Origin of the sequence: Pseudomonas sp. BLCC-B112 (assembly GCF_028550695.1) — a bacterium.
Classification (GTDB): domain Bacteria; phylum Pseudomonadota; class Gammaproteobacteria; order Pseudomonadales; family Pseudomonadaceae; genus Aquipseudomonas; species Aquipseudomonas danubii.
Map to the genome: position 1 here is coordinate 860,814 of NZ_JAQQGK010000001.1, position 25,163 is coordinate 885,976.

Consider the following 25,163-nt stretch of genomic DNA (forward strand, 5'->3'; position numbering starts at 1 on the left):
AGGAGAGTGTCGACATGACCACGGTATATGGAACCTACGGGCCGAAGCTCAAGCGCCTGCCCGAGTGGGTCAAGCGCGTGACCGACTATGTCTACGAGAAGTTGGGCCGGCGGCAGCATTTCTACAGCGGTGAAAGCGCCTTCGCCCAGGAGCGCGGAGCGGAGTTCGCCCGGCGTCTGGCTCAGGGCGAGAGCCTGTACCTGCTGGGGGTCGGCCCCTTTGGGCACAACACCGGCGTGGCCCTGATCAAGGTCAGCGCCAAGGATGGCATCCACATCATTGCCAACAACGAGGAGGAGCGCTTCAGCGCAGAAAAACACTCCAACAAGTTTCCCCAGCACAGCCTGGCAGAGATCCGCCTGATCATGGCCAGCCGCAACATCAGCGCGCAGGACATCTTCTGCATTCTTGGCAGTTGGGACTACATCCGCGCCCTGGGCTTTGACCTGAAGATCATCTTCGAACATGCCCCCAGCAGCCTGACCCTGCTCAACCCGCGGCACGACCCGAACTTCAACCTCAGCCACCTGGTCAAGGGCCTGGGGGCGCCCAAGCGGATCTCCCAGAGCCTGGGCCTGGAAACCACCCAGCCGCTGATCGGCATGCATCACCACAACAACCATGCCTACCTGGCCTATGCCCTGTCGCCGTTCGCCCGGGAGCCTGAGCCGGTGATCCTCACCGTGCTCGACGGCACTGGCGACAACGGTGCCATCTCGCTGTACGAAGTCCGCGACGGCCAAGTCATCTGTCACCGGCAAAACCAGAGCACCATCGACTCCCTGGGCTACCTGTACGGCTACATCAGCTCGACCCAGGGCGGCTGGAGTTTCCTCAGCTCCGAAGGGCGCTACATGGGCGCCGCGGCCTGGGGCAATGCCAGCCGGCTGACCAACCCCTATTACAAGCGCCTGCGGCAGATCCTGTATTTCGCCGAGGAAGGCAACATCCACGTCAACCGGACCATGGTCAACTGGCACATCAAGAGCCACACCGAGCCCTATGGCCAGCCGCTGATCGACATCCTCGGCGCGCCCATCGCTCCGGGGGACATGTGGAACCCGGACAGCGTGCTCAGCGTCGACGACATCGAGCATTCGGACATCACCCAGGATCGGGTCGACAAGGCCCAGGCCCTGCAACTGGTGTTCGAGGACGCGCTGTTCCATATCGTCGATCACCTGATCCGCAAGACCTGTGCCCACAAGCTGGTGCTCACCGGCGGCACGGCGCTCAATTGCATTGCCAACATGCATCTGGTCCAGCACTTCAATCGCGACTACTTCCAGCGCTACCTGGGCCAGGACCAGTGCCTGAAGATCTGGGTGCCGCCGATCCCCAGCGACTGCGGTGTGGCCCTGGGCGCGGCGATACAGTTCGCCATGCGCAATGGCGCCGACGCGCGCAACGATTTCGCCAGCCCGTACCTGTGTGGCCTGGCACCGTCCACGGCGCAGATCCAGCGCGCAGTGATCGAGGAGCAGGGGGTCGAAGCCCGCAAGATCGGCTCTCTGAACCAGGCCGATTCCCTGACCGAGGTGGCGCGTTTCATGGCCAGCCTGGTGTGCAACAACGCCGTGATCGGGGTGTTCCAGGGCCCGGCGGAAACCGGTCCGCGGGCCTTGGGCAATCGCAGCATCCTGGCCAACCCGCGCAATCCCAACACCCTGGAACTGCTCAACTCGAAAGTGAAGTTCCGGGAGAAGATCCGGCCGCTGGCGCCCATGGTCACCCTGGAAGAAGCCCATCGGCTGTTCGAGCTCGATGAAGGGGCCAAGACCGACGACTACTCGGCCTACAACTACATGGTGCTCACCGCCCGGGCGCGCCCCGAGGCCCGCAGCCGGGTTCCGGCAGTGGTCCATGTGGACGGCACCAGTCGCCTGCAGATCGTGCGTCAGTCCCTCAACCCGCTGATCCACGCCTACCTCAAGCAGATGGGGAAACAGTGCGGGGTCGAGGCCTCGGTGAACACTTCGCTGAACGTCGGCAGCCCGATCGCCCAGACCCCGGCTCATGCCCTGCAGACCCTCAAGCGGGCCAAGGGCATGGACGCGCTGATCATGGTCGGCGCCAGTGGCGACATCTTCGCGGTGTGGAAAACCGACAGCGACTTCAAGCGGCGGCTGGCGGTGTTCGAAGCCCAGGCCCTCGACGTCATGCCTACCTGACAGGCACCTACTCACTCGAATTCCGGAGAGCATCATGACCGACAACACTCAGCCTCAGGTCACCAACAAGTACCGCAACAACCTCAAGGCCTTCGATTACGGCAACCAGTTCTGGGACGAATCCGAACGCAACGGCCTGGCGGGCATCGTCGCCAACCTGGTGGGGGACGGCAGCCTGGAAACCGCCGATGGCCATCGTTTCATCAACGTCAGTTGCTGTTCCTACCTGGACCTGGATTCCCATCCGAGCATTGTCCAGGGCGCCATCGACGCCTTGCATCGTTATGGCGTGCTGGATCACTGCATTTCCCGGATTCGCATCCAGATTCCGGCGCTGCTGGAGCTGGAGGCGTCGCTCTCGCAGCTGTTCGAGGCCAAGGTCATCACCGCCATTTCCGCCGGCGCGGCCACGGCAGGCATCCTCCCGCTGCTGGCGTCCGGGCACCTGACCCAGGGCGTGCGCCCGGTGATGGCCTTCGACAAGTTCGCGCACTTTTCCATGAGCCTGTACAAGCCGGTGTGCGGCGATGAGACCGAGGTGTTCACCATCGGCCACAACGACATGAACGCCCTGGAAGACTTGTGCCGCAAGTACCGCAAGGTCGCCTATGTCGCCGACGGCACCTACAGCATGGGCGGCCACGCGGCCCTCGGGGACTTGCTGACCCTGCAGGAAAAGTACGGCCTGTTCCTCTACCTGGACGATTCACACTCGCTGTCCATCGTCGGTCGCCACGGCGAGGGCTATGTGCGCTCGCACATCGATCAGGTCAATGAAAACACCATCATCGTCGCCACCCTGAACAAGGCGTTCGGCACCAGTGGCGCAGCCATCATGTTCGGCCCCAAGGGCAAGCAGGTGGAGGACATCCTGACCCGTTTCGGCGGGCCGATGGCCTGGTCGCAGCCGATGAACACCGCGGCCATCGGCGCCTCCCTGGCGTCTGCCGAGCTGCATCGCGGCCCGGAACTGGCGCTGCGGCAGAACGCCCTGTCGCGCAACATCCAGCTGTTCGACGAGTTCATCCGCACCGAGCAGGCCGGCAATGCCTTTCCGATCCGCCTGGTGCAGTTGCCCAACGACAAGGTGATCCGCAGCGGCCGGCTGCTGTTCGAAAACGGCTTCTATGTGTCGCCGGTGTTCTTCCCCATCGTGGCCAAGGACAACGCCGGGTTGCGGGTCATGTTGCGCTCCACCATCAGCGAGGAGCAGGTGCTGTCCATGTGCGAACTGCTGCGTGGCTGCATCGAGTCCTGAACCCATCCATTGCTGCGAGTGTCCGGTTATGCAAACCCGTGGTTATTCAGTTGCCCCCATTCCCCGGTTGCCCCGTTCGATCCTCTACACCCCGGCCTTCAACCTCGAGCGGCTGCAAGGCGCTCGGGAGGCGGGGGCCGATGTCTGTCTGATCGACCTGGAAGACTCGGTGCCCCCAGCCAGGAAAGCCCAGGCCCGGGAGCATTGCCTGCAATTGCTCAAGGCTCCGGCGTCGGCGTCCCGGGTGGCGGTGCGGATCAACGAACTGCGCTCGCCCCAAGGCCTGCTGGACCTTGAGGCCTTCATCCGCCATGGCCTGGCGCCGGACATCGTGATGCTGACCATGGTCCGCGATGCCTGCGAACTGGAGATCGTGCGTGCCCAGCTCAGCGGCCTACAGCGTCCGGTGGAGTTGTACGTCACCGTGGAGACCCTGGAGGCCATCGACGCCATCGACCCGATTGCCAGCCAGTGCTCGGGGCTGGTGTTCGGCTCGGCGGACTTTGCGGCCGAGCTGGGGGTGGAAATCGGTTGGGAAAACATGCTCTACGCCCGCCAGCGCATCGCCAACGCAGCGGCGCGCTACGACATCGCGGCCATCGACACCGCCTGCTATCACCTGGACGACCCGCAGCTGTTGCTGCAGGAAAGCCGGGCGGTCAAGGCCCTGGGATTCCATGGCAAGGCCATCGTCCATCCACGCCAGCTGGCCACGGTCATGGAGGTGTTCAGCCCCAGCCCCGGCGAGCTGGAACGGGCCCGGGAGATCCTGCGTCGGGCGGAGCACAGCCAGGGCGAAATCTTCACCCTGGATGGCGACATGATCGGTCCTCCGTTCATCAAGAAGGCCCGCAAGCTGCTGAACAATTTTACCCAGGAGCTACATCCATGATCTCGACCCTGCAACGGCTGGACAACGGTGAGTACCTGGAGTCGCCGGGGATGTTCTTCGAGGACTTCAAGCCCGGCGACGTGATTCGTCACTGGCCCGGGCGCACCGTGCTGGAAACCGACAACACCTGGCTGACCCTGTTGTCGATGAACCATCACCCGCTGCACTTCGACCACGAGTACGCCAAGGACACGGAGTTCGGCAAGGTGCTGGTCAACAGCGTGGTGACCTTCGCCATCATCAATGGCATGTCGGTGCAGACCATGAGCTTTCGCACCCTGGCCAACCTGGGCTGGGATCAGGTGCGGCTCTCGGCCCCGGTGTTCATCGGCGACACCCTCTACGCCAAGTCGAAGGTCCTGGCCATCCGCCCCAGCCGTTCACGGCCGGGGCAGGGGATCGCCACCATCGAGACCGAAGGCTTCAAGGCCGATGGCAGTGTGGTGCTCAGTTACCAGCGTTCATTCCTGGTGCCCCGGCGCGAGCCCCTGGCCTTGCCCGCGGCCGAACAGGAGGTGCCATGAATTTTCTCAGCCTCGATCGCCAGGCCATGGCTCGGGCACTGTCCATGGGCGAGGCCATCGAGGCCCTGCGCCAGGCCCTGGCACCGGCCATGGCGGACGGCGTGCAAGTGCCGCCGCGAACCATCATGACCCTGGGCGACAGTGCCGAGAGCAACCAAGTGCTGGTGATGCCGGCGGCCCTGCCCTTGGCCCAGGCGGTGGCGGTCAAGGTTTCGACCATCACCCCGGACAACCCCCGCCACGGTCGGCCACTGATCCATGCCCTGGTGATCCTGCTCAGCAGCCAGACCGGGGAAATCCTGGCGCTGATGGAAGGCGCCCATCTGACGGCCCTGCGCACCGGGGCCATGGCCGGGCTGGCCACCGACCTGCTGGCGCGGCCCGCATCCCGGGTGCTGGCGGTGATCGGTGCCGGGGTCCAGGCCCGCAGCCAGATCGAGGCGGTCTGTGCGGTGCGCCCCATCGAACAGCTGTTGCTGCATTCCAGGAGCCTGGACAAGGCCCGGGCCCTGGCGGCCTGGGTCAGCGATCGTGGGTTGTGCCCCCAGGTCATGGTGACCGACAGCGTGGCCCGGGCGGTGCGCATGGCGGACGTGATCTGCACGGCCACTTCCACCGCCAGTGCCGAGCCGCTGGTGCGGGCGGCGGATGTGCGCCCCGGGACCCACATCAATGCCATCGGCGGGGTCGATGAAATGGCCTGCGAGATCGATCCGCTGCTGCTGGGACAGGTGGCGGTGTACGTCGAGGAGCGCGATGCCGCTCTGCGTGAGGCCGGCGAGCTGATTCAAAGCCTGCGCCTGGGGGTTCTGATGCCCGGGGATGTGCAGGAAATCGCCAGCCTGCTGGGCGGCTCCGTCGTCCCGCGGGGCAACGCCAGCAGCCTGTTCAAGTCAGTGGGCACGGCGATTCAGGATGTGGCGGTGGCGGCAGCCCTGCTGCGCTCGGCACGGACCAAGGGGCTGGGCACACGCGTCAGCCTCTGAAACCACAGTCTCTGAAACCACAGTGCCTGGGGCCCAGGCATGACAAGGATGAATACATGGCAGAACAACGATTGTCCGGCAAGAACGCGCTGATCACCGGCGCCAGTCATGGCATTGGCCAGGCCATCGCCCTGGCCATGGCGCGAGAAGGGGCCAATGTGGCGTTTACCTATCAGCGCGATGAGGCCGCCGCGGCCCAGGTGCTGGGTCAACTGCAAGAGTTGGGGGTGAAATGCCAGGCCTTCCAGGTGGATGCGGGGGAGGCCAGTGCCGCGCCGCAACTGGCCGGTCGAGTCCTCGCCGGGTTCGATGAGCTGCATGTGCTGGTCAACAATGTCGGCATCACCACACGCACGGGGTTTCTCGAAACCAGCGTCGAGGACTACCACAAGGTGATGAATGCCAACCTGCGGTTTCCGTTCTTTCTGACCCAGGCGGTGATCGCCCACATGCTCGAACGGCGGATCGCCGGCAGTGTGATCAACGTGTCTTCCATCAGTGCCTTCAAGGCCATCAGCCAGATGGCCCACTACCAGTCATCCAAGGCCGGGCTGTCGATGCTGTCCAAGAGCCTGGCCTACGAGTTCGCTGCCCAAGGCATCCGGGTCAATACCCTGTCACCCGGACTGACCGCCACCCAGGGCAACCGCAACCAGTGGCACAACGATCCGCAGTTGTGGCGCGAACGGGGCAAGGACATTCCCCTGGGCCGCGCCGGCACGCCCCAGGATCACGCCGGCGCGGCGGTGTTTCTGGCCAGTGATGAAGCCGCCTGGGTGACCGGTGCCGACATCGTGATCGATGGCGGCGAAGCGACCCTCTGATCCATTCCCACCGAGGGCTTGTCCCCTCATTTGCATCAGGAAGCGCGATCCATGAATTTTGAAGAGCTCAATCGCCCGTTGTTCGATGTGTTTGGCCAGCGCAATCCGCAGTTGATCAAGCCCCAGGGATACAAGGCGACCCCCTTTCCCCTGGCCCTGTTTCCCGCCACTGCCTTTCAGGCGGTGGCCGCCGACCTGCGTCTGATCCTGGCGGCGCAGTCGCGGATGCTTGCCCATTTGCTGACCCTGCACAGCCGCGAGCACATCCTCGAATTGTTCAATGTGCCGGTTCAGGTCCGCGACCTGGTGGATTGGTCGCTGCTGGAAAAGGGCGGGCGGCTGATTGGCCGTGCGGACGTTCTGCTGAGCGAGGATGGCCAGTACCAGCTGTGCGAACTGAACATTGGGCCGGCCATCGAAGGCCCGCAGTTGCACGAATTCTGTGCCCGTTTCCTGGAGTCGCGAGGGGTGCAGCTCAGTGGCTTCGAACACGGGCAATCGCCCTATGTCGATCTGGCGCGGTTGATCCAGCGCCTGTGCAAGGAGCAGCGGCGCAGTCGTGTGGTGCTCCTGGATCTTGAAGCCTATGACCACTGGGCAGGCGCTTCGGCCTACCAGCCGTTGTTGCGCCATGTGCGTCAGGCCTGTGCGGATCTGGAAGTGGTACTGATCAAGGAGCACCAGTACCAGGCGCAGTGGCTGAGCGCCGAAGAGGGCGCGCGAACCCTGGTCTATCGCCTGTTCCTGGAGGAGGAAATCGTCGATGGCGGCGATCTGGTGCGGCGTATCTGCGGTTCGGGCGCCTTGCTGCTCAACACCTTTGAAAACTACGTGAGCAGCTGCAAGTCATGGTTCTCGCTGTTTCATGAGCCGGCGCTGCGGGCGGTGCTGGACGATGAACAGCGCGCCGCCATCGATCGCCGGATACCCATGACGGTGCGGGTCAGTGCGCAAAACCTTGAGGGTTTGCTGCTGCGGCGCCAAGAGCTGGTGTTCAAGCCCTGCAACTCCACCGGTGGCAAGGGGGTAATCCTCGGTGAGGAAGCCACTGACGAACTGATCCGCGCCTGCATCGGTCCAAGTCACGGTGAATGGATTGCCCAGGCCACCATCCGCCAGCGCTCCTATGCTTTGCCCCAGGCCTTCTGGAACCAGCCGGTGGAGCAGTTCGTGGTGTTTGGCCTGTACTACATCAATCAGCAGATGTCGGGCCTGTATTTGCGCTGCAACGGTCGCTCCAGGGCGGTCAATGTGTTGTCCGGCGGCATGCCGGGCTGGGCGCTGCCGATCACCGACCAGGAGCACCAGCGGCTGCTGGCGCAACTCAAGACCCAGGAGCCTGAACCGTGTCCTCTAGCGCAATGAACCAGGGCCGGGGAGGACAGGCTCCCCCTGGCGGGAGAAGTGGGCCGGCCCATGATTGAAAGAACCTTCAGCTGGGCGCGCTACGCCACCCTGCCCAGGGAGATCCATGTGGTGCTGTTCGGCACCCTGCTGACCCGTAGCGCGTTCTTCATGATCTGGCCGTTCCTGGCGATCTTCCTGTACCAGGACTATCACCTGGGGGCGACCTTGATCGGCACCCTGCTGGCGGTGGCCATGGTTGGCGGCGCACTGAGCAGTATCTACACCGGCTGGCTCTCGGACCGCTTCGGGCGACGGCGCCTGATCCTGGCGGGCGCCTTGTTGAGCGCGCTGTCGTTCTTGCTGTTCATCGAGGCCGGCTCGGTGTTCTGGTTCGGCGTAGCAGTGGCCGGCGTGAGCATCGGCTGCTCGCTGCTGGAGTCTACCTGCAAAGTGCTGATCGGCGATTACGTGGAGGACCTGCAGTCCCGGGAGCTGGCACTGTATGCCAACTATTTTCTGGTGAACGTCGGCGGCTCCATCGGGCCGCTGATCGGCATGTTGCTGCTGTCCAGCGTGCGCTCCCTGGTGTTCGCCGTCTGCGCCCTGGTGTACACGGTGTTCGGCCTGCTGCTGTGGCGTCTGCTGCGGGACAAGGAGGCCCGGGTGCAGCGGCATGCCAGCGCCCCGACCCCCAACTTCCTGGTGGCCTTCGGTGCGGTGCTCAAGCATCGGCGATTTACCCTGCTGATGCTGTGCAACACCGTGGCGGCCTTCGTCTATGCCTCGTTCGACTCGACCCTGCCGCAGTACCTGGCGCGTAGCGAAGTGCAGGACCCGGTGACCCTGCTGGTGATCCTGATCACCCTCAACTCGCTGATTGTGGTCTTTACTCAGTTTCCTCTGTTGCGCTTGCTGGAGGTTTATTCCACTCGCTGCCGGCTGTTCTGGGGCATGGCCCTGATGTTAGCGTCGCAGCTGGTGTTCGCCGGCTCGCCGGTGACGCTGTTCTGGGGGCTGGCGCTGGCCACGCTGCTGTTGAGCGTGGGCGAGTTGATTGTGTTCCCGATCTTCAGCATCGAGGTCGACCGGCTGGCTCAGGAGAGTCTGCGCGGCACCTATTTCGGGGTCTCCAGCCTTTATCGGGTGGGCATTGCGCTGTCGCCGATCTACGGTGGCGGCATGCTCGACCTGGTGGGGGGGCAATGGATGTTCATAGGACTGGCCGCACTGTGCGGGCTGGTCATGGTGGTACAAAACTACGCCGTCAGGTAAAGGGCAGGGTTGCCGCCTGAGGTTCGAAATCTTCAAGGATGAGGTGTATCCGACATGTCTGTAATGCGCATTCTGGACCAACGTTTCGCGGCCGCCCTCAACGGCCTGGGCGCCACTGACAGTCCGCCGGTGATTCAACTGGCCAGCCGTCCCGAGTTTGGCGATTTCCAGATGAGTGGAGTCATGGCCGCGGCCAAGAAGCTGGGCCTGGCGCCGCGCGAGTTGGCCTTGCAACTGGTGGAGCGGGTGGACCTGCGGGGCATCGCCGAGCACCTGCAGATCGCCGGGCCGGGCTTTATCAACATTTCCCTCAGCAAAGACTTCCTGCGCGAACGCCTGGAGCATGCGCTGCTGACCCGCAACCTGGGAGTCGAACCGCAGCCGGCCAAGCGGGTGATGGTGGAGTACGCCTCGGTCAACCTGGCCAAGGAAATGCACGTCGGGCACCTGCGCGGCAGCATCATTGGCGACGCCCTGGCGCGGATCAATCTGTTCATGGGCCAGGACGTGATCCTGCAGAGTCACGTCGGCGACTGGGGCACTCAGTTCGGCATGCTCCTGGCCTATATGAAAGAGGCCACCGATACCTGCCGGCAGGACTACGAACTGCGGGACCTGAACCGCTTCTACCAACAGGCCAAGCTGCGCTTCGATGAATCGGCGGATTTTGCCCGCCGTGCCCGGGATTATGTGGTCCGGCTGCAACAGGGAGACGCCGAGGTGCTGCGCATGTGGCACACCTTCGTCGAGGTGTCGCTGTCCCACTCCCTGGATATCTTCCAGCGCCTGGGCCTGTTGCTCAAACAGTCGGACATCCGTGGCGAGAGTTTCTACAACGATGACCTGCAGCCCCTGGTCCAGGCCCTGCAGGACAAGGGCCTGCTGACCGAAAGCCAGGGCGCCAGGGTGGTGATGCTGGCGGAGTACGCCAACAAGGAGGGCCAGGAGGCGGCCTTTATCGTGCAGAAGCAGGGCGGTGGCTTTCTCTATGCCACCACGGACCTGGCGGCGATCCGTTTTCGCATTCGCCAGCTCAAGCTCGACCGCTGCCTGTATGTGGTGGATGTGCGTCAGTCCCTGCATTTCCAGCAGTTGTTCCTGGTGGCGCGCAAGGCCGGCTTCCTGCCGCCCCAGGCGGATTTCGAGCATGTCAGCCATGGCACGATCAAGGGCGCCGATGGCAAGCCGTTGAAGACCAAGTCCGGCGAGTCGGTCAAGCTCGATGCGTTGCTGACCGAGGCGGTGGAGCGGGCCGAGGTGCTGATCGCCGCGAAGAACAACGGGCTGGACCCCGAGGCCCGTCGACACGTGGCCCGGGTGGTGGGCATCGGCGCGCTGAAGTACGCCGACCTGTCCCGTCATCGCAACACCGACTATGTGTTCGACTGGGACGCGATGCTGTCCTTCGAGGGCAATACCGCGCCTTACCTGCAATACGCCTACACCCGGGCCAACCGCGTGCTGACCCGGGCCGGGAGCGTCAAGGAGCAAGGCCTGCAGATCATCGAGCCCCATGAGCACAGCCTGGCCATCGAGCTGCTGCGTTTCGAGGATGTGATGTTGCAAGTGCTGCGCGAAAGCCTGCCCCACGTGCTGTGTGCCTATCTGTACGGGCTGGCCACGGCGTTTTCGCGTTTCTACGAGTCCTGCCCGGTGATTGCTGACGAGCGTGTCGATGGTTCGCGGCTGAAACTCTGTGAACTGACCGCCCGCACCCTGAAGGAGGGCCTGGGGCTGCTGGGGATCGAGGTGGTCGACACCATGTGATGCCGTGCTTTGCCGAGGCGGGGCGCGTGCCGCGCCTCGGGCAAAGGGCTCAGGGGCAGGCGGTTTCGTGCAGGTACAGCCACTGCACTGCATCGTCCTGGACCCGGATGATCGCCAGTGACAGGCGCGAGGTCTGGCTCTGGTTCAGCCAATGGGTTTCCTTGTAGCGGATCGCCGCGCTGTGGCCTTCCTGCCACAGGCAGTGCAGATCGCTGACGATGATCTCCAGCCCCGCGCGGGTACCCAGGGCACCGCGAAACAGTTGCTCCACCTGTGCCCGGCCAACCAGGGCGCCGCTGGTGGTCACCATCTGGAAATCCTCGGCGAACAGCGGCAGCAGTTGCTCGATGCAGGCCGCGCCATCCCCCCTTTGATCGGTGAAGACACGGTGAATCAGTTGATGAATCCAGTGCACGCTGTGCTGTGCCTGTTTAACGATCGAGTTGGGCATGGGAGGCCTTTTGTGGAGTGAGTCTGCCGAGGGCCGGCAAGGGAAGCAGGCCGGCCAGGGCGGCCAGTAGCAGGCTCAGGTGATAGGCCGCGAGAGCGTCCAGGTACCTGAGCAGGAGGTTGTAGAGCATCAGCAGCAAGGCGGCGCCAAGGCTGAAGGCCAGCTGCCGGTTGATGTTCCAGATCACGCTGGCCTTGTGCGTATCGCTGCCGCTGAAGTCCAGCAGGGCGGTGGTCTGGGCGGTGTTGGCACCGGCGCCGCCGCCAAGGCCCATCAGCAGGTAGGCCAGCATGATCAGCGGCAGGTCGGATGTCGCGTTGACCCAACACAAGGTGGCGATGCCGGCGCTGTGCAGCACCAGGGCGATGGCGAACAGCCGCGGGGCGCCGATGCGGTGGTAGTAACGCCCGCAGGCCAGCATCGCCAGCAGGGCGCCGGCGGCATACAGCAGCATGAACATGCCGCTGTGTTGCGCGCTCAGGTGCAGGCTGTCCTGCAGAAAGAACAGGCTCAGCAGGTTGACGCCGGTGAAGATCCCGGGAATCGCGTGGTAGATGCCCACCGACAGGCCGAGGCGGGGATTGCTCAGCAGGTGCAGATCGACGATGGGCTGTGGGCAAGCCTGGCAGTGCCTGCGGTACAGCGCGGCCAACAGCAGGCCAGCCGCGAGGCAGAGCAGGGCCTGATAGGCCGGGTAGCCGCTGCCGTACAGCGACATGCCCAGCAGCAGGCTGCCCAGGCTGGCGCTCACCAGCAGCAGGCCGCGCAGGTCCGGTCGGGCCGGATGCGGAGTGCGTTCGCTGCGGACCCAGCGCCAGGACAGCAGCGCCGCCAGCAAGGACAACGGCAGGCTGGCGAAGAACACCCAGCGCCAGGAACTGTGGTCGACGATCGCGCCGCCCAGGGTCGGCGAGAGTGCCGGCGCCAGCAGTGCCACGGCCATGATCAGGGTCGAGATGCGCGCCCGTTGCGGGCCCTGGAACAGGTTGAAGGTCAGGGCTTGCCCCAGGGGAATCAGCAGGCCGCCGGCCATGCCCTGCACCAGTCGCCAGAACACCAGCCACCTGAAGTCGTCGGCCAGCCCGCAGAGCAGGGCCGCGCCACTGAACAGCAGCATCGAGGCGCTGAGGATCTCGCGGCTGCCGAAGCGTCCTGCCAGCCAGGTGCTGATGGGAATCACCAGGGTCAGGCCGAGAATGTAGGCGTTGGCCACCCAGGCCACGCTGGCGCTGGAGATCTGCCAGTGCGCGGCGATGCTCGGCAGGGCCACCGCCGACATGAAGATGTTCACGCAGTCGATAAAGAACCCGAGAAGAAATACCACCGCCACTTTGTATCTGTAGGTCATGCCGCCTCCGTTTTGCCCGCAGCTTAGGGAGCTTGGGCGGAGACTGTCGAGGTGCCTATACTTGACGCATTGTTTAACAGGATTTGACAGTGAGCGAGACCTTTCACGGCCAACTGCACCGGGTGCAGACCTTTCTCGCGGTGGTGGACTTTGGCTCCTACACCCGCGCCGCGCAGTACCTGGGCATCAGCAAGGCCATGGCCAGCCTGCATATCAAGGCGCTGGAGCAGGCCCTGGCCAGTACCTTGCTGATCCGCACCACGCGGCATATCGCCCTGACGGAAAGCGGCCAGGACCTGTATGACGAATTCAAGGGGATTGTCGCCAATATCGATACCGCCTTTGACAACGTGCTGCACGGACGCAACCGGGTCAGCGGCAAGTTGCGCATCAGCTCCACGGCGGAGTACGCCGAGACTTTCGTGCTGCCGATCCTACCGTTGTTCACCGCGCGCTACCCCGAGGTGCGCCTGAGTTATCACTTCAATTCGTCGTTGAATGACCTGGTGGCGGAAAAGCTCGATCTGGTGATTCGCCTCGGCCACCTGGCGGACTCGGGGTTCAAGGGTCGCAAGCTGGCGGACTACGGCATCGCCCTGGTGGCCAGCCCGGATCTGCTCAAGGGCGTGGAACTGGCGCAGGCCGAGGATCTCTGTCGCTTGCCGTGGATCGGCAACAGCAATCTGGCGGGGCCGCCCAGCTGGACCTTCAATCATCCGCGTCGGGGCGAGGTGGAGGTGCGGGTCAACCCCGGGCATGAGTCCAATTCGGCGACGGCGATTCGCGCCCTGGCCCTGGCCGGCCTGGGGCTGGCGGTGCTGCCCGAATGGCTGGTGCTCGACGACCTGGCCAACGGGCGCCTGGTGCGGGTGCTGCCGCCGTACAGCCTGGCGCCGCAGCCGGTGCATGTGCTGTTTCCCAACAGCGCCCACTTGCCGCGCAAATCCCGGGTGTTCATCGATTTTCTCGCCGAACACCTGGGGCATTGAGAGGGAGGGCAGGGTGCTGGCGGTTTCGGTGAGTCCGGGGATGGAGGATACTCGCCGGGTCGTTCGATCTGAATTCCGGGGACCCCCATGCCGCTGCAATCCTTGAACAGTCTGTCTGCCGTCGATCCTGTGCAATGGGATGGCCTGCTCAAGGACGGGCAACCCTTTGTCCGTCACGCCTTTCTCAGTGCCCTGGAAGACAGTGGCAGCCTGGGCCCGGGCTCCGGTTGGCAGGCCGAGCACCTGCTGCATGTAGAAGACGGCCGGCTGCTGGCGGCCCTGCCCAGCTATCGCAAATGGCACTCGTACGGTGAATACGTGTTCGATCATGGCTGGGCGGATGCCTGCGCGCGGGCCGGGATTGACTACTACCCCAAGCTGCTGACCGCGGTGCCGTTCAGCCCGGTGAGCGGCGCCCGGGTGTTGGCGGCGACCCAGGCGGACGCCTTCGAACTGCTGAAAAGCCTGCCCGGTTACCTGGAGATCGAAGGGCTTTCCAGCGCCCATATCAATTTCACCGACGACTTCAGCGATCAGGCCCTGGAACAGCAACCGGGCTGGTTGCAGCGCCTGGGCTGTCAGTTCCACTGGCAGAATCGCGGCTACCGGGATTTTCAGGATTTTCTCGACGCCTTGAGCTCGCGCAAGCGCAAGCAGATGCGCAAGGAGCGCGAACAGGTGGCGGGGCAGGGCTTTGATTTCCAGTGGTTCGAAGGCCATGAACTGGACGAGGCACTGTGGGATTTCGTCTATGCCTGCTACGCCAATACCTATGCGGTGCGGCGCCAGTCGCCGTACCTGACCCGGGCCTTCTTCAGCCTGCTGGCCGAGCGCATGCCCGAGGCGATTCGCGTGGTCCTGGCCAAGCAGGGCGGGCGCCCGGTGGCCATGGCCTTCAGCCTGGTGGGGGGCGACAGTTTCTACGGCCGCTACTGGGGCTGCCTGGCGGAGTTTGACCGCCTGCATTTCGAGACCTGTTTCTATCAGGGCATGGACTACGCCATCGCCCAGGGGCTGCAGCGCTTCGACGCCGGGGCCCAGGGCGAGCACAAACTGATTCGGGGCTTCGAACCGGTGATCACCCGCTCCTGGCATTACCTGCGTCACCCCGGGCTGAATGCCGCGGTGCAGGATTTCCTGCATCGGGAGCGGGTCGGGATTCGCGCTTATGCCGAGGAGGCGAAGGACGCCTTGCCCTATCGGCAGGCGTGATCCTCGCCGCCGTTGCTCAGCCGTCTTCCTTGCCCAGCCAGCGGTAGAGCACGGCGCCGATCACTGCGCCGAGGATCGGTGCCAGCCAGAACAGCCACAGTTGCTGCAGGGCCCAGCCGCCGACGATCAGCGCCGGGCCGGTGCTGCGGGCCGGGTTGACCGAGGTGTTGGTGACCGGGATCGAGATCAGGTGGATCAGGGTCAGGGCCAGGCCAATGGCAATGGGCGCCAGCCCCGCCGGGGCGCGTTTGTCAGTGGCGCCCAGAATGATCACCACGAACATCCCGGTCATCACCAGTTCACAGACAAACCCCGCGGCCATTGAATAGCCGCCGGGGGAGTGCTCGCCATAGCCATTGGAGGCCAGCCCCGAGGCCAGCTCGAAGCCGGGCTTGCCGCTGGCAATGAAATACAGCAGCGCTGCGGCGATGGCCCCGCCGATGACCTGCGCCACGATATAGGCCGGCAGCTCCCTGGCCGGAAAGCGTCCGCCCACCACCAGGCCCACGGACACGGCGGGATTGAGGTGGCAGCCGGAAATATGGCCGATGGCGAAGGCCATGGTCAGCACCGTCAGGCCGAAGGCCAGGGCGACGCCCAGCAGACCGATGCCGACATTGGGAAACGCCGCCGCCAGCACGGCGCTGCCGCAGCCGCCGAGAACCAGCCAGAAGGTCCCGAGCAATTCAGTCATGGAACGTTTGAACAAAGACATGAGTGATTCCTTGATAGGCCAACCTATCAACGCGATACAACTGTTATGCATCCCGCGGGTTAACTGCAGGTTCTGTCCCGGAACCTAGGCTCAGTACAGCAGGCTTTTGGCGCAATTCCAGCCCACAAAAAACGCCAGGGCCCCTGGAAACGGGGCCCTGGCGTTGCGAGGCACAACCATCTGCACCTGATTGCTGTAGCCGCTGCCGCAGGCGGCGACCGAGTCTGCAGGACTCGCAAGGCGACCACCGCGATTGACCAGGCAAACCGCTGATGCAGGTTCTGCGGCCCCGGCGGTGCCGATCGCAGCCTGCGGCAGCGGCTACAGATCAGTCGTCGCCGCCGGTCAGTCGATGCCGACGAATCCTCCAGTCTGGTGCTGCCACAGGCGTGCGTACAAACCACCATGGGCCAGCAGTTCGGCGTGGGTGCCGGCTTCGGCAATGCGCCCCTGTTCCAGGACGATCAGGCGGTCCATGCGGGCGATGGTGGAGAGACGGTGGGCGATGGCGATTACGGTCTTGCCCTGCATCAGGGTCTCCAGGCTTTCCTGGATCGCCGCTTCCACTTCCGAGTCCAGGGCCGAGGTGGCTTCGTCCATGATCAGGATCGGCGCGTCCTTGAGCAGCACCCGGGCAATGGCGATGCGCTGGCGCTGGCCGCCGGACAGCTTGACCCCGCGTTCGCCAACGTGGGCATCGAAGCCGGTGCGGCCCTGGGCGTCGGACAACTGCGGGATGAACTCGTCGGCCCGGGCCTTGCGCACCGCTTCCCAGAGCTCCTCGTCGGTGGCATCGGGGCGGCCGTAGAGCAGGTTGTCGCGGATCGAACGGTGCAGCAGCGAGGTGTCCTGGGTGATCATGCCGATGCGCTCGCGCAGGCTTTCCTGGGTCACCTCGGCGATGTTCTGGCCGTCGATAAGGATCTGCCCGCCCTGCAGGTCGTAGAGGCGCAGCAGCAGGTTGACCAGGGTCGATTTGCCGGCCCCGGACGGGCCGATCAGGCCGATCTTCTCCCCGGGACGGATGTCCAGGTTGAGGTCGCTGATGACCTTGTTGGCCTTGCCGTAATGGAACTCCACATGCTCGAAGCGCACGCCGCCCTTGGCCACCGCCAGCTTCGGCGCCTGCTCGCGGTCGGTGAGTTGCAGCGGTTGGGCGATGGTCTTGAGGCCGTCCTCGACCATGCCGATGTTCTCGAAGATGCCGTTGATCACCCACATGATCCAGCCGGACATGTTGACGATGCGGATCACCAGGCCGGTGGCCAGGGCGATGGCCCCGGCGCTGATCAGCGACTGGCTCCACAGCCACAGGGCCAGGCCCGTGGTGCTGACGATCAGCAGGCCGTTGAGGCTGGTGATGGTCACGTCCATGGCGGTAACCACGCGGCCGGCCAATTGGCTTTTCTCGGTCTGCTCGGCGATGGCTTCGCGGGCGTAGCTCTGTTCGAAATGGGTGTGGGCGAAGAGCTTGAGGGTGGTGATGTTGGTGTAGCCGTCGACGATCCGCCCCATGAGTTTGGAGCGGGCGTCGGAGGCGTCCACCGAGCGCTTCTGGATGCGTGGCACGAAGTAGCGCATGGCACCGATGAAACCGGCGATCCACAGCAGCAGGGGGATCATCAGGCGCCAGTCGGCGTCGGCGAACAGCACCAGGGAGCCGATGGCGTAGATGGTCACGTGCCACAGCGCGTCGATCACCTGTACCGAGGAGTCCTGCAGCGAATAGCCGGTCTGCATGATGCGCTGGGCGATGCGCCCGGCGAAGTCGTTCTGGAAGAAGTTCAGGCTCTGGCGCAGCACGTAGCTGTGGTTCTGCCAGCGGATCAGGCTGGTCATGCCGGGGTTGATGGTCTGGTGCATCAACAGGTCGTGCAGGCCCACCATCAGCGGCCGGAACAGCAGGGCCACCACCGCCATCCAGGCCAGCTCCAGGCCGTGGTCGGTGAATACCTGGACGCTGGGCGTGCCCTGGGCCAGGTCGATGATGGTGCTCAGGTAGCTGAACAGCGACACCTCGATCAGGGCCACGAACAGGCCCACCACCAGCAGGGCGACGAAGCTGGGCCAGACTTGCTTGATGTAGTGGAAGTAGAACGGCAGGACCCGATTGGGCGGGGTGGCGCTGGGGGCGTCGCGGAAGATATCGATCAGTTGTTCAAAACGACGAAAGAGCATGGGGGTCTTGAAGCCCGGGGTACGGGCTCTCCTGTTCTGAAAGCGGACGGGGCGCCGGGTAGGGCGCCGCCGTCGGGACAGGCTGCGGAATTCAGTCGATGCGCTTGGCCGACTTGATCAGCACCGGGTCCACAGGCACGTTTTGCATGCCTTGCTTGGTGGTGGTCTGGGAATTGACGATCTGGTCCACCACGTCCATGCCGCTCACCACCTTGGCGAACACTGCGTAGCCGGCATCGCGGCCCGGGTCGAGGAAGGCGTTGTCGGCGACGTTGATGAAGAACTGGCTGGTGGCCGAGTTGGGGTTGGAGGTGCGGGCCATGGACAGGGTGCCGCGAACGTTATGCAGGCCGTTGGAGGCTTCGTTCTTGATCGGGTCGCGGGTGTCTTTCTGCACCATCTGCGCGGTGAAACCACCGCCTTGGGCCATGAACCCCGGGATCACCCGGTGGAAGATGGTGTTGTTGTAGAAGCCGCTGTCGACGTAGTCGAGGAAGTTCTTGCTGGAGATCGGTGCCTTGACCGGGTCCAGTTCGACTTCGATCTTGCCGAAGCTGGTGTCCAGCAGGACGTGAGGCGCCTTGGCCGGTTGGGCGGCCATCAGGTTGGCAGCGAACAGCACGGAGCCGGCGACGAGGGCGATTTTTTTCAGCATGGTTCAGTGATCCTGAGTGGTGGTGTCGACTGTGGTTATGAAGTCCAGCAGGGTGTGGTTGAAGCGCTGCGGCTGGTCCAGCGGCGTGGCGTGTCGGGAGTCCTCGATCACCACCAGCCGTGCATCCGGCAGCAGTTTGACATAAGCCTCTTTGACCGCCACCGGGGTGTAGTCGCGGTCGGCGCTGACGACCAGGGTTGGACAGGTGATCCGCCCCAGACGTTCCTGCACTCCCCAGCCGACGATGGCGTCGAAGCTGGCGAGATAAGCACGTTTGTCGTTTTTTGCCCAGCGCTCGGCCATCTTTTGCCGCAGCTCACCCTGCTCCGGCTTGGGAAACAGGCGCGGCCCCAGGGCCTTGCCGATGGCGGCCGGGCTCAACACCCGGGCCAGGCTCCAGCGCTTGAACCACTGCCAGTAGTCATTGGCGCTGCGTAGCTTGACCTCGGGGGCGCTGTTGACGATGCACAGGCTCTTGAGCAATTGCGGCTGATCCACCGCCAGCTGGAAGCCGATCATGCCGCCCATGGACAGCCCGACGTAGTGCGCGGGGCCCAGGTTCAGGTGCTCGATCAGCGCCACGATGTCGGCGCTGAAGCCCGGGATGCTGTAGCGCTCCCGAGGTTTGTCGGAACGCCCGTGACCGCGAATGTCCGGGATGATCAGCCGGTAGCGGGCCGAGAGCTCGGGGATCTGCTTTTCCCAGTCCAGGGCGCTGGAGCCCAGGCCGTGAACCAGCAGCAGGGGGGCGCCCCGGCCGTATTCCTCGTAGTGCAGGGTGCAACCTTCATGCTCGAAATACGCCATGGCAGAACTCCTGTTCTGGTGGGTGGGACGTCAGGCTTGCTCGGGGGCGGCAAAGGGCGCATCCAGGGGCGCGGTGTCGAAGGTGCGCAGCAGTTCCACGAGGATCTGCGTGGCCGGGCCCAGGGGTTTGTCCTTGTTGGAATAGAGGAAGAAGGTCGGATGGCGGCTGCCGCCCTGGTCCAGGGGCAGGACCTTGAGCAGGCCTTCGCGCAGCTCCCGTTCGATCAGGTGCCGGGGCAGCCAGGCAAACCCCAGGCCGCTGCTGACGAAGGTCGCGGCGGTGGCCAGGCTGCCCACGGTCCAGCGTTGTTCGGCGCCGAGCCAGCCCACATCCCGCGGTTGCTGGCGGCCGGAGTCGCGGATCACCACTTGCAACTGGCTTTCCAGGTCCTGGAAATGCAGTTCCCGTTGCAGGCGGTGCAGGGCGTGTTCCGGATGGGCCACGGCGACGAACTCCACCGAACTCATCTCGGTGCCCAGGTAACCGGGAATGTTGAAGCCACTGATGGCCAGGTCGGCCACGCCTTCGAGCAGCACTTCCTCGACCCCGGACAGCACTTCTTCGCGCAGGCGTACGCGGCAGCCACGGCTTTGCGGCATGAAGGCGGTCAGGGCGCGCACCAGCCGCGCGTTGGGGTAGGCGGCGTCCACCACCAGTCGCACCTCGGCTTCCCAGCCCTGTTCCATATGGTGGGCCAGGTCTTCCAGCTGGCTGGCCTGCTTGACCAGTTGTCGTGAGCGGCGCAGCAACACGCCGCCGGCTTCGGTGAGCACCGCCTTGCGGCCATCGATGCGCAGCAGCGGCACGCCGAGCTGGTCCTGCATGCGCGCCACGGTGTAGCTGACCGAGGACTGCGAGCGGTGCAGGGCTTCGGCGGCCTGGGCGAAGCCACCGTGATCGACCACCGCCTGCAGGGTGCGCCATTGATCCAGGGTCACGCGGGGCGCTTTCATGAGGGACTCCTCTTGTCCTAAGCTGGCGCTCCTTATTGGAGACTGCCGAATGAGAAAATTCTGTTGTGTGTTGCTGGCGCTGTTGCCCCTCTGCGCCTGGGCCTATCCCATCGATGTCGAGAAGCAGTTGAACGGCCAGAGCATCGACTACACCACCTTTGCTACCGATGAAGACATCGGCTCCATCCAGTTGAACAACTACGGCAAGAACGACGCCGTGTGTTCGGTGGTGTTTCGCAATGGCCCCGAGGCGCCCCGCACCCGCAAGGTGGAAGTGGCGGCCGGCAAGAGCAAGAACGTGACCGCCAAGTTCAATCGCAAGATCATCAAGCTGCGCCTGGACCTGAACTGCCAGGCCAAATGATGGACTCGGGGCCGGCCCGGCGTACTGCGTTGGGGCTGGCTCCGCTTATAAACGAATTTGTTGATTGGTTATAGCAGTTATTTGCGCTTTTTCATCGATATCACTCTGTTTAATCTGCGCTCCATCGACTTACGCATACCCCGATGGAGGCTTCAGCCATGTCCCGCGTCCTGATCATTGAAAGCAGTGCCCGCCAGCAGGATTCCGTATCCCGGCAATTGACCCAGACCTTTATCCAGCAATGGCAGGCCGCTCACCCCGGCGACTCGATCACGGTGCGTGACCTGGCCCGCAACCCGGTGCCGCATTTGGACGCCAACCTGTTGGGAGGCTGGATGAAACCTGCCGAGCAGCGCAGCGCCGCCGAGCAGGAGTCCCTGCAGCGCTCCAATGAGCTGACCGAGGAGCTGCTGGCCGCCGACGTGTTGGTGATGGCCGCGCCGATGTACAACTTCGCCATTCCCAGCACCCTGAAAGCCTGGCTCGATCATGTGCTGCGTGCCGGGGTGACCTTCAAGTACACCGACACCGGGCCCCAGGGCCTGCTGACCGGCAAGCGTGCCTACGTGCTCACTGCTCGGGGCGGCATCTACGCCGGCAGCAGCGCCGATCACCAGGAACCCTACCTGCGTCAGGTCATGGGCTTTATCGGTATCCACGACGTCGAATTCATCCACGCCGAAGGTTTGAACCTGGGCGGCGACTTCCACGAAAAGGGCTTGAACCAGGCCAACGCCAAGCTGGCCCAGGTGGCCTGAGCCCCGTTGGACGAAGCGGCGCTGCAAGATGGGCGCCGTTAATCCGCAGATAATCCGCCGGTGTTCAAGTAGCGCCTGCGGATCCCCTTCAAGCCGGTTCGCGCATCGAACCTCCCTTTGCACTGGTTGCTTCTTCAGTGCCGACGCCCGATTGCACGCCCAGCGAGATCGGGCTTTTTTTTGCCCGGGATTTCATCTGTACCGGCAAAACCGCTATCGTCGCCGCCATTCAAGATGAGGCGAACATGGGCTATCTACTTTTTGTCACTCTGATCCAGGCATTTTCCTTCAGCCTGATCGGCGAATACCTGGCCGGGCATGTCGACAGTTACTTCGCGGTGCTGGTGCGGGTGCTGCTGGCGGGGCTGGTGTTTCTCCCGCTGACCCGCTGGCGCCGGGTGGAACCGGCCTTCATGCGCGGCATGCTGCTGATCGGGGCCCTGCAGTTCGGCATCACCTACGTGTGCCTGTACCTGAGCTTTCGGGTGCTGACGGTGCCGGAGGTGCTGCTGTTCACCATCCTCACGCCCCTGCACGTGACCCTGATCGAAGATGCCCTGAACCGGCGTTTCAACCCCTGGGGGTTGCTGGCGGCGCTGGTGGCGGTGGCGGGCGCGGTGGTGATTCGCTACGACAGCGTCAACCCGGACTTCTTCATCGGCTTCTTGCTGCTGCAACTGGCCAACTTCACCTATGCCGCCGGGCAAGTGCTGTACAAGCACCTGGTGGCGCGCTACCCCAGCGACCTGCCGCATTACCGGCGCTTCGGCTACTTCTACCTGGGGGCGTTGCTGGTGGTACTGCCGGCGTTCCTGTTGTTCGGCAAGGCCCATTACCTGCCTGATGCGCCGCTGCAATGGGCGGTGCTGCTGTTTCTCGGCCTGGTGTCCACGGCATTGGGGATGTACTGGTGGAACAAGGGCGCGTGCCTGGTGACCGGCGCCACCCTGGCGGTGATGAACAACTTGCATGTGCCGTTGGGGCTGCTGGTCAACCTGCTGATCTGGAACCAGCATGAAGACCTGGGGCGCTTGTTGCTGGGCGGGTTGGTGATCCTTGGGGCGGTGTGGATCAGCCGCCGCGGCTCTGCGGTGCTGGCGACTCGCTGAGGCAGCGATCCAGGGGCTGGATGCTGGCGGCGCTGCCGGGCTGGTTGTAGCCGCTGCCGCAGGCTGCGATCGAGGCCGCAGGACTCGCAAGGCGGCCGCCGCGTATGACCAGGCGAACCGCCAACACAGGTTTCACGGCCCCTGTGGGGCCGATCGTCCGAACGCGGCCCGAACCTTCGGCAGCGGCTACAGGTTAAAGCGCGTGCTTTTCTGGTTGTGGAACATGGCTGGCGCCCGCTATCGCCGGCAGCAAGCCGGCCCGCAGGTCGGTGCCGCTGGGCTGCTGGTAGAGGTTCAGGCCAAATTCCGGCATCACCGCCAGCAGGTAGTCGAAGATATCCCCCTGGATGCGCTCGTAATCCACCCAGGCCGTGGTGCGGGTGAAGCAGTAGATTTCCAGCGGAATGCCCTGGGCCGTGGTCTGCATCTGGCGCACCATGCAGGTCATGTTCGGCTGGATCTCCGGGTGGCTCTTGAGGTACGCCAGGGCATAGGCGCGGAAGGTGCCGATATTGGTCATGCGCCGGCGGTTCGCCGACAGCGCGGCGACGTTGCCCTGGGCTTCGTTCCAACTCTTGAGCTCGGCCTGTTTGCGCCCGATGTAGTCGGTAAGCAGGCGCACCTTGCTCAGCCGCTGTTCTTCTTCGTCATGCAAAAAGCGCACGCCGCTGGCATCGATGTACAGGCTGCGCTTGATCCGCCGACCGCCGGATTGCTGCATGCCGCGCCATTATCACCGGTACCAAATTTATACTATCTAGCCTCCTCAAGGCCCTTCATCCCCAAAAACCGCTTAAAAAACAACCAAATAATCTTGCCTCCAGCTCTACCACATAGGAGAGCTCTGTCTCTATAATTGACAATATCCATATACTAACTACTACATACTACTAAAATCAAAAGCACTCCAACCCCAGAAGCCACGCACCCTCCGCCAAGCTGCAGACCAGAGCTGGCCTTCCAAGCAGAGTGAGTGAGATCAAAGACACAGACCTCAACCAGGTTTGCCAGCAGAGGGCGTGGAGAAGAGGGCAGGAGAGCAAGCACCATGACAGTCAGTTTGAAGATCAGGACGCTGTATCAAAACGACAATACGGGGCGTGAGATCGAGCTCCCAGCGTTACTCACGCCTCAAGGTATCCTGATCTCCCACCTGAGGTTTCTGGCCTCGACGCGCTACCTCAAGAAGAGCGCTTCGTGGCGTGAGCGGAACGTATTCGCGATGAAGCTGCTGCTGTCGTACATCGGTGCGAACGAAGGCCACTTCACTAAGACGACAGAGCTCCTGGAGTCGTTTGCGACAGCATTGCAGTACGGGACGATCAACATCGAGACCCAGCAAGATCCTGGTGGGCTGTACTGGTTACCGCGTAAAGCCGAGGATGCTCGCACGCTCTTGCAGCACATCACTGCGTACACCGACTGGCTCGTTGGTGAGTCTGGACACGAGAAATCCTTAGTCAACCCATTCAGGAAGGCGACATCGGTGGAGGAGCGGATGAACTGGTGCGCCTACTACCAGCGTCAATCCAATGTGTTCCTGAACTATCTCCACAAACCAAAGGACGCAGCCGCTGAGAATCAATGGGTTCGGCGCACGCAGACTTCGAGCGTGCCTATGTTCAATAGAAGGCCCAGCAAGCGCTTTCCTGAAAGTGAGATTCACAACTTGCTTGAAAACGGATGGGTGCGGCGCATGGCCGACCCGGACGCTACGGAAAATGATCGTATTGACTGGAAGGGAAGGGCGATCACAGTCTTGATGCATTATGCGGGGCTGCGTAAGAGCGAGATCTTTCACTTATTTTTGTCTGACGTGATCGTCGACAGGACGCGTAAAGAAGCCTATGTGCGTATCTGGCACCCTGAGAATGGGCGCGTTCAGGAAGAGGGCTATACCAATCGCCGTGATTATCTGAACCGGCGTTATCGCAGAAAGCCTCGCACGGAGTATTCAAAGACAGACTCGCTGCATGCCGGGTGGAAGGCTCCGCTGCTGACTGATGGCTCTGATGGCTTTGTTGAAGTCTATTTCTACCCATTGGATATGGCCAAGGTATTCCTTCACTATTACGCAAACTACCTTAAGTACCAGCGAGTTAACCCTCAGCCAACTGAAGACCATCCGTACGCGTTCACGAACACAGACGGTAGGCCGGAGACGATGAAAAACTTCAACCGCCAACACCGGGATGCAGTTCACCGTATTGGTTTGGAGCACTCCAAAAAGCTCGGAACTACCGAACATGGTCATCGTCACGCATACGGTTACAGGCTCTGTGAATCCGATCTTTCCGAGGAGTTTATTCAAAAGGCCCTGCACCATCGCAATATCGAATCTCAGCGGATCTACAAAGAGCCTACCTACGAAGACACTAGGGTCGAAAGGATGAAGGGTGAGAAACGTCTCGCAGAGAAACGTCGGGAAGCGCGCGAACTCCAGAGCGAACAGGAACACTGCTAGGCGATGCAAGCTGCCCGGTCTGAACCCCAGGCGGCCCCGCCGTGTGAGTCATTCAGTAGCCTGATGGCAACCAGCCGGGCTGAATAGTTTGCTAGCCGGCCCTATCTCCTTCCTCCTC

Annotated in this window: 22 protein-coding genes and 1 pseudogene; 15 read left to right on the plus strand and 8 right to left on the minus strand. The window is 63.3% G+C overall.

Annotated elements, in window-relative coordinates; all coding sequences use genetic code 11:
- Nucleotides 1-14 precede the first annotated feature (14 nt).
- The 9 genes from PQT43_RS04060 to argS are packed head-to-tail and all read left to right on the plus strand — an operon-like array spanning nt 15 to nt 11,041.
- Nucleotides 15-2,171 carry a carbamoyltransferase C-terminal domain-containing protein gene (locus PQT43_RS04060; protein ID WP_102878785.1) on the plus strand — a complete coding sequence of 719 codons (2,157 nt, stop codon included), beginning with the start codon at nt 15-17 and terminating at the stop codon, nt 2,169-2,171.
- A gap of 34 nt (nt 2,172-2,205) precedes the next feature.
- Nucleotides 2,206-3,429, plus strand: a complete 1,224-nt coding sequence (locus PQT43_RS04065; protein WP_267269544.1) for an 8-amino-7-oxononanoate synthase family protein — start codon at nt 2,206-2,208, stop codon at nt 3,427-3,429.
- Between the two features lie 28 nt (nt 3,430-3,457).
- Entirely contained in the window at nt 3,458-4,321 is an 864-nt protein-coding gene (locus PQT43_RS04070; protein ID WP_272753540.1) for an HpcH/HpaI aldolase/citrate lyase family protein, read from the plus strand.
- On the plus strand, nt 4,318-4,845 hold the full coding sequence (locus PQT43_RS04075) for a MaoC family dehydratase (protein ID WP_213664904.1): 528 nt from the start codon (nt 4,318-4,320) through the stop codon (nt 4,843-4,845). The genes PQT43_RS04070 and PQT43_RS04075 overlap by 4 nt, the downstream gene beginning before the upstream one ends.
- A complete protein-coding gene (locus tag PQT43_RS04080) occupies nt 4,842-5,831 on the plus strand; it encodes an ornithine cyclodeaminase family protein (RefSeq protein ID WP_272753541.1) in 990 nt (329 codons plus the stop codon). The genes PQT43_RS04075 and PQT43_RS04080 overlap by 4 nt, the downstream gene beginning before the upstream one ends.
- Before the next feature lie 56 nt (nt 5,832-5,887).
- Nucleotides 5,888-6,655: an SDR family NAD(P)-dependent oxidoreductase gene (locus PQT43_RS04085; protein WP_102878790.1), complete on the plus strand. Its 768-nt coding sequence runs from the start codon at nt 5,888-5,890 to the stop codon at nt 6,653-6,655.
- A gap of 51 nt (nt 6,656-6,706) precedes the next feature.
- The gene (locus tag PQT43_RS04090) at nt 6,707-8,020 is read left to right on the plus strand and encodes a hypothetical protein (protein ID WP_267269548.1); all 1,314 of its coding nucleotides are present in this window, start codon (nt 6,707-6,709) and stop codon (nt 8,018-8,020) included.
- 51 nt (nt 8,021-8,071) lie between these two features.
- Entirely contained in the window at nt 8,072-9,274 is a 1,203-nt protein-coding gene (locus PQT43_RS04095) for an MDR family MFS transporter (protein ID WP_110595120.1), read from the plus strand.
- A 54-nt stretch (nt 9,275-9,328) separates the two neighbouring features.
- Nucleotides 9,329-11,041, plus strand: coding sequence for an arginine--tRNA ligase (gene argS / locus PQT43_RS04100; RefSeq protein ID WP_110651937.1), 1,713 nt, complete (start codon nt 9,329-9,331; stop codon nt 11,039-11,041).
- 49 nt (nt 11,042-11,090) lie between these two features.
- Here argS and PQT43_RS04105 read toward each other — a convergent pair whose 3' ends face one another.
- Both PQT43_RS04105 and PQT43_RS04110 read right to left on the minus strand, forming a co-directional pair.
- Nucleotides 11,091-11,492 carry a DUF4440 domain-containing protein gene (locus PQT43_RS04105; protein ID WP_267269549.1) on the minus strand — a complete coding sequence of 134 codons (402 nt, stop codon included), beginning with the start codon at nt 11,490-11,492 and terminating at the stop codon, nt 11,091-11,093.
- Nucleotides 11,473-12,840, minus strand: coding sequence for an MFS transporter (locus PQT43_RS04110; protein ID WP_267269550.1), 1,368 nt, complete (start codon nt 12,838-12,840; stop codon nt 11,473-11,475). Before PQT43_RS04110 ends, PQT43_RS04105 begins: the two co-directional genes overlap by 20 nt.
- A gap of 83 nt (nt 12,841-12,923) precedes the next feature.
- On the opposite strand from PQT43_RS04110, the gene PQT43_RS04115 reads away from it, so the two are divergent.
- Entirely contained in the window at nt 12,924-13,829 is a 906-nt protein-coding gene (locus PQT43_RS04115; RefSeq protein ID WP_102878796.1) for a LysR family transcriptional regulator, read from the plus strand.
- Between the two features lie 87 nt (nt 13,830-13,916).
- Nucleotides 13,917-15,041, plus strand: coding sequence for a GNAT family N-acetyltransferase (locus PQT43_RS04120; protein ID WP_110651940.1), 1,125 nt, complete (start codon nt 13,917-13,919; stop codon nt 15,039-15,041).
- A 16-nt stretch (nt 15,042-15,057) separates the two neighbouring features.
- Here PQT43_RS04120 and aqpZ read toward each other — a convergent pair whose 3' ends face one another.
- From aqpZ to PQT43_RS04145, 5 genes are all read right to left on the minus strand, one after another.
- The gene (aqpZ, locus tag PQT43_RS04125) at nt 15,058-15,756 is read right to left on the minus strand and encodes an aquaporin Z (protein ID WP_102861680.1); all 699 of its coding nucleotides are present in this window, start codon (nt 15,754-15,756) and stop codon (nt 15,058-15,060) included.
- Between the two features lie 345 nt (nt 15,757-16,101).
- Complete coding sequence (locus PQT43_RS04130) at nt 16,102-17,934, minus strand: ABC transporter ATP-binding protein (protein ID WP_102861681.1); 1,833 nt, start codon at nt 17,932-17,934, stop codon at nt 16,102-16,104.
- Nucleotides 17,935-18,025: 91 nt separating this feature from the next.
- Nucleotides 18,026-18,589 carry a peptidylprolyl isomerase gene (locus tag PQT43_RS04135; protein ID WP_102861682.1) on the minus strand — a complete coding sequence of 188 codons (564 nt, stop codon included), beginning with the start codon at nt 18,587-18,589 and terminating at the stop codon, nt 18,026-18,028.
- Between the two features lie 3 nt (nt 18,590-18,592).
- On the minus strand, nt 18,593-19,396 hold the full coding sequence (locus PQT43_RS04140; RefSeq protein ID WP_267269551.1) for an alpha/beta fold hydrolase: 804 nt from the start codon (nt 19,394-19,396) through the stop codon (nt 18,593-18,595).
- Nucleotides 19,397-19,426: 30 nt separating this feature from the next.
- Nucleotides 19,427-20,350, minus strand: coding sequence for a LysR family transcriptional regulator (locus PQT43_RS04145; protein WP_102878799.1), 924 nt, complete (start codon nt 20,348-20,350; stop codon nt 19,427-19,429).
- A 49-nt stretch (nt 20,351-20,399) separates the two neighbouring features.
- On the opposite strand from PQT43_RS04145, the gene PQT43_RS04150 reads away from it, so the two are divergent.
- From PQT43_RS04150 to PQT43_RS04160, 3 genes are all read left to right on the plus strand, one after another.
- Complete coding sequence (locus PQT43_RS04150) at nt 20,400-20,714, plus strand: 3-phosphoglycerate kinase (RefSeq protein WP_102878800.1); 315 nt, start codon at nt 20,400-20,402, stop codon at nt 20,712-20,714.
- Nucleotides 20,715-20,872: 158 nt separating this feature from the next.
- On the plus strand, nt 20,873-21,472 hold the full coding sequence (locus PQT43_RS04155) for an FMN-dependent NADH-azoreductase (RefSeq protein WP_102861686.1): 600 nt from the start codon (nt 20,873-20,875) through the stop codon (nt 21,470-21,472).
- Nucleotides 21,473-21,717: 245 nt separating this feature from the next.
- Nucleotides 21,718-22,581 carry a carboxylate/amino acid/amine transporter gene (locus PQT43_RS04160; protein WP_123393356.1) on the plus strand — a complete coding sequence of 288 codons (864 nt, stop codon included), beginning with the start codon at nt 21,718-21,720 and terminating at the stop codon, nt 22,579-22,581.
- A gap of 193 nt (nt 22,582-22,774) precedes the next feature.
- Here PQT43_RS04160 and PQT43_RS04165 read toward each other — a convergent pair.
- Nucleotides 22,775-23,311 (minus strand): annotated as a pseudogene (locus PQT43_RS04165) (mechanosensitive ion channel family protein); the annotation flags it as partial.
- Nucleotides 23,312-23,629: 318 nt separating this feature from the next.
- Between PQT43_RS04165 and gmtY the strand changes: the two are divergent.
- Complete coding sequence (gene gmtY, locus PQT43_RS04170; RefSeq protein WP_110651944.1) at nt 23,630-25,045, plus strand: gamma-mobile-trio recombinase GmtY; 1,416 nt, start codon at nt 23,630-23,632, stop codon at nt 25,043-25,045.
- Nucleotides 25,046-25,163 lie beyond the last annotated feature (118 nt).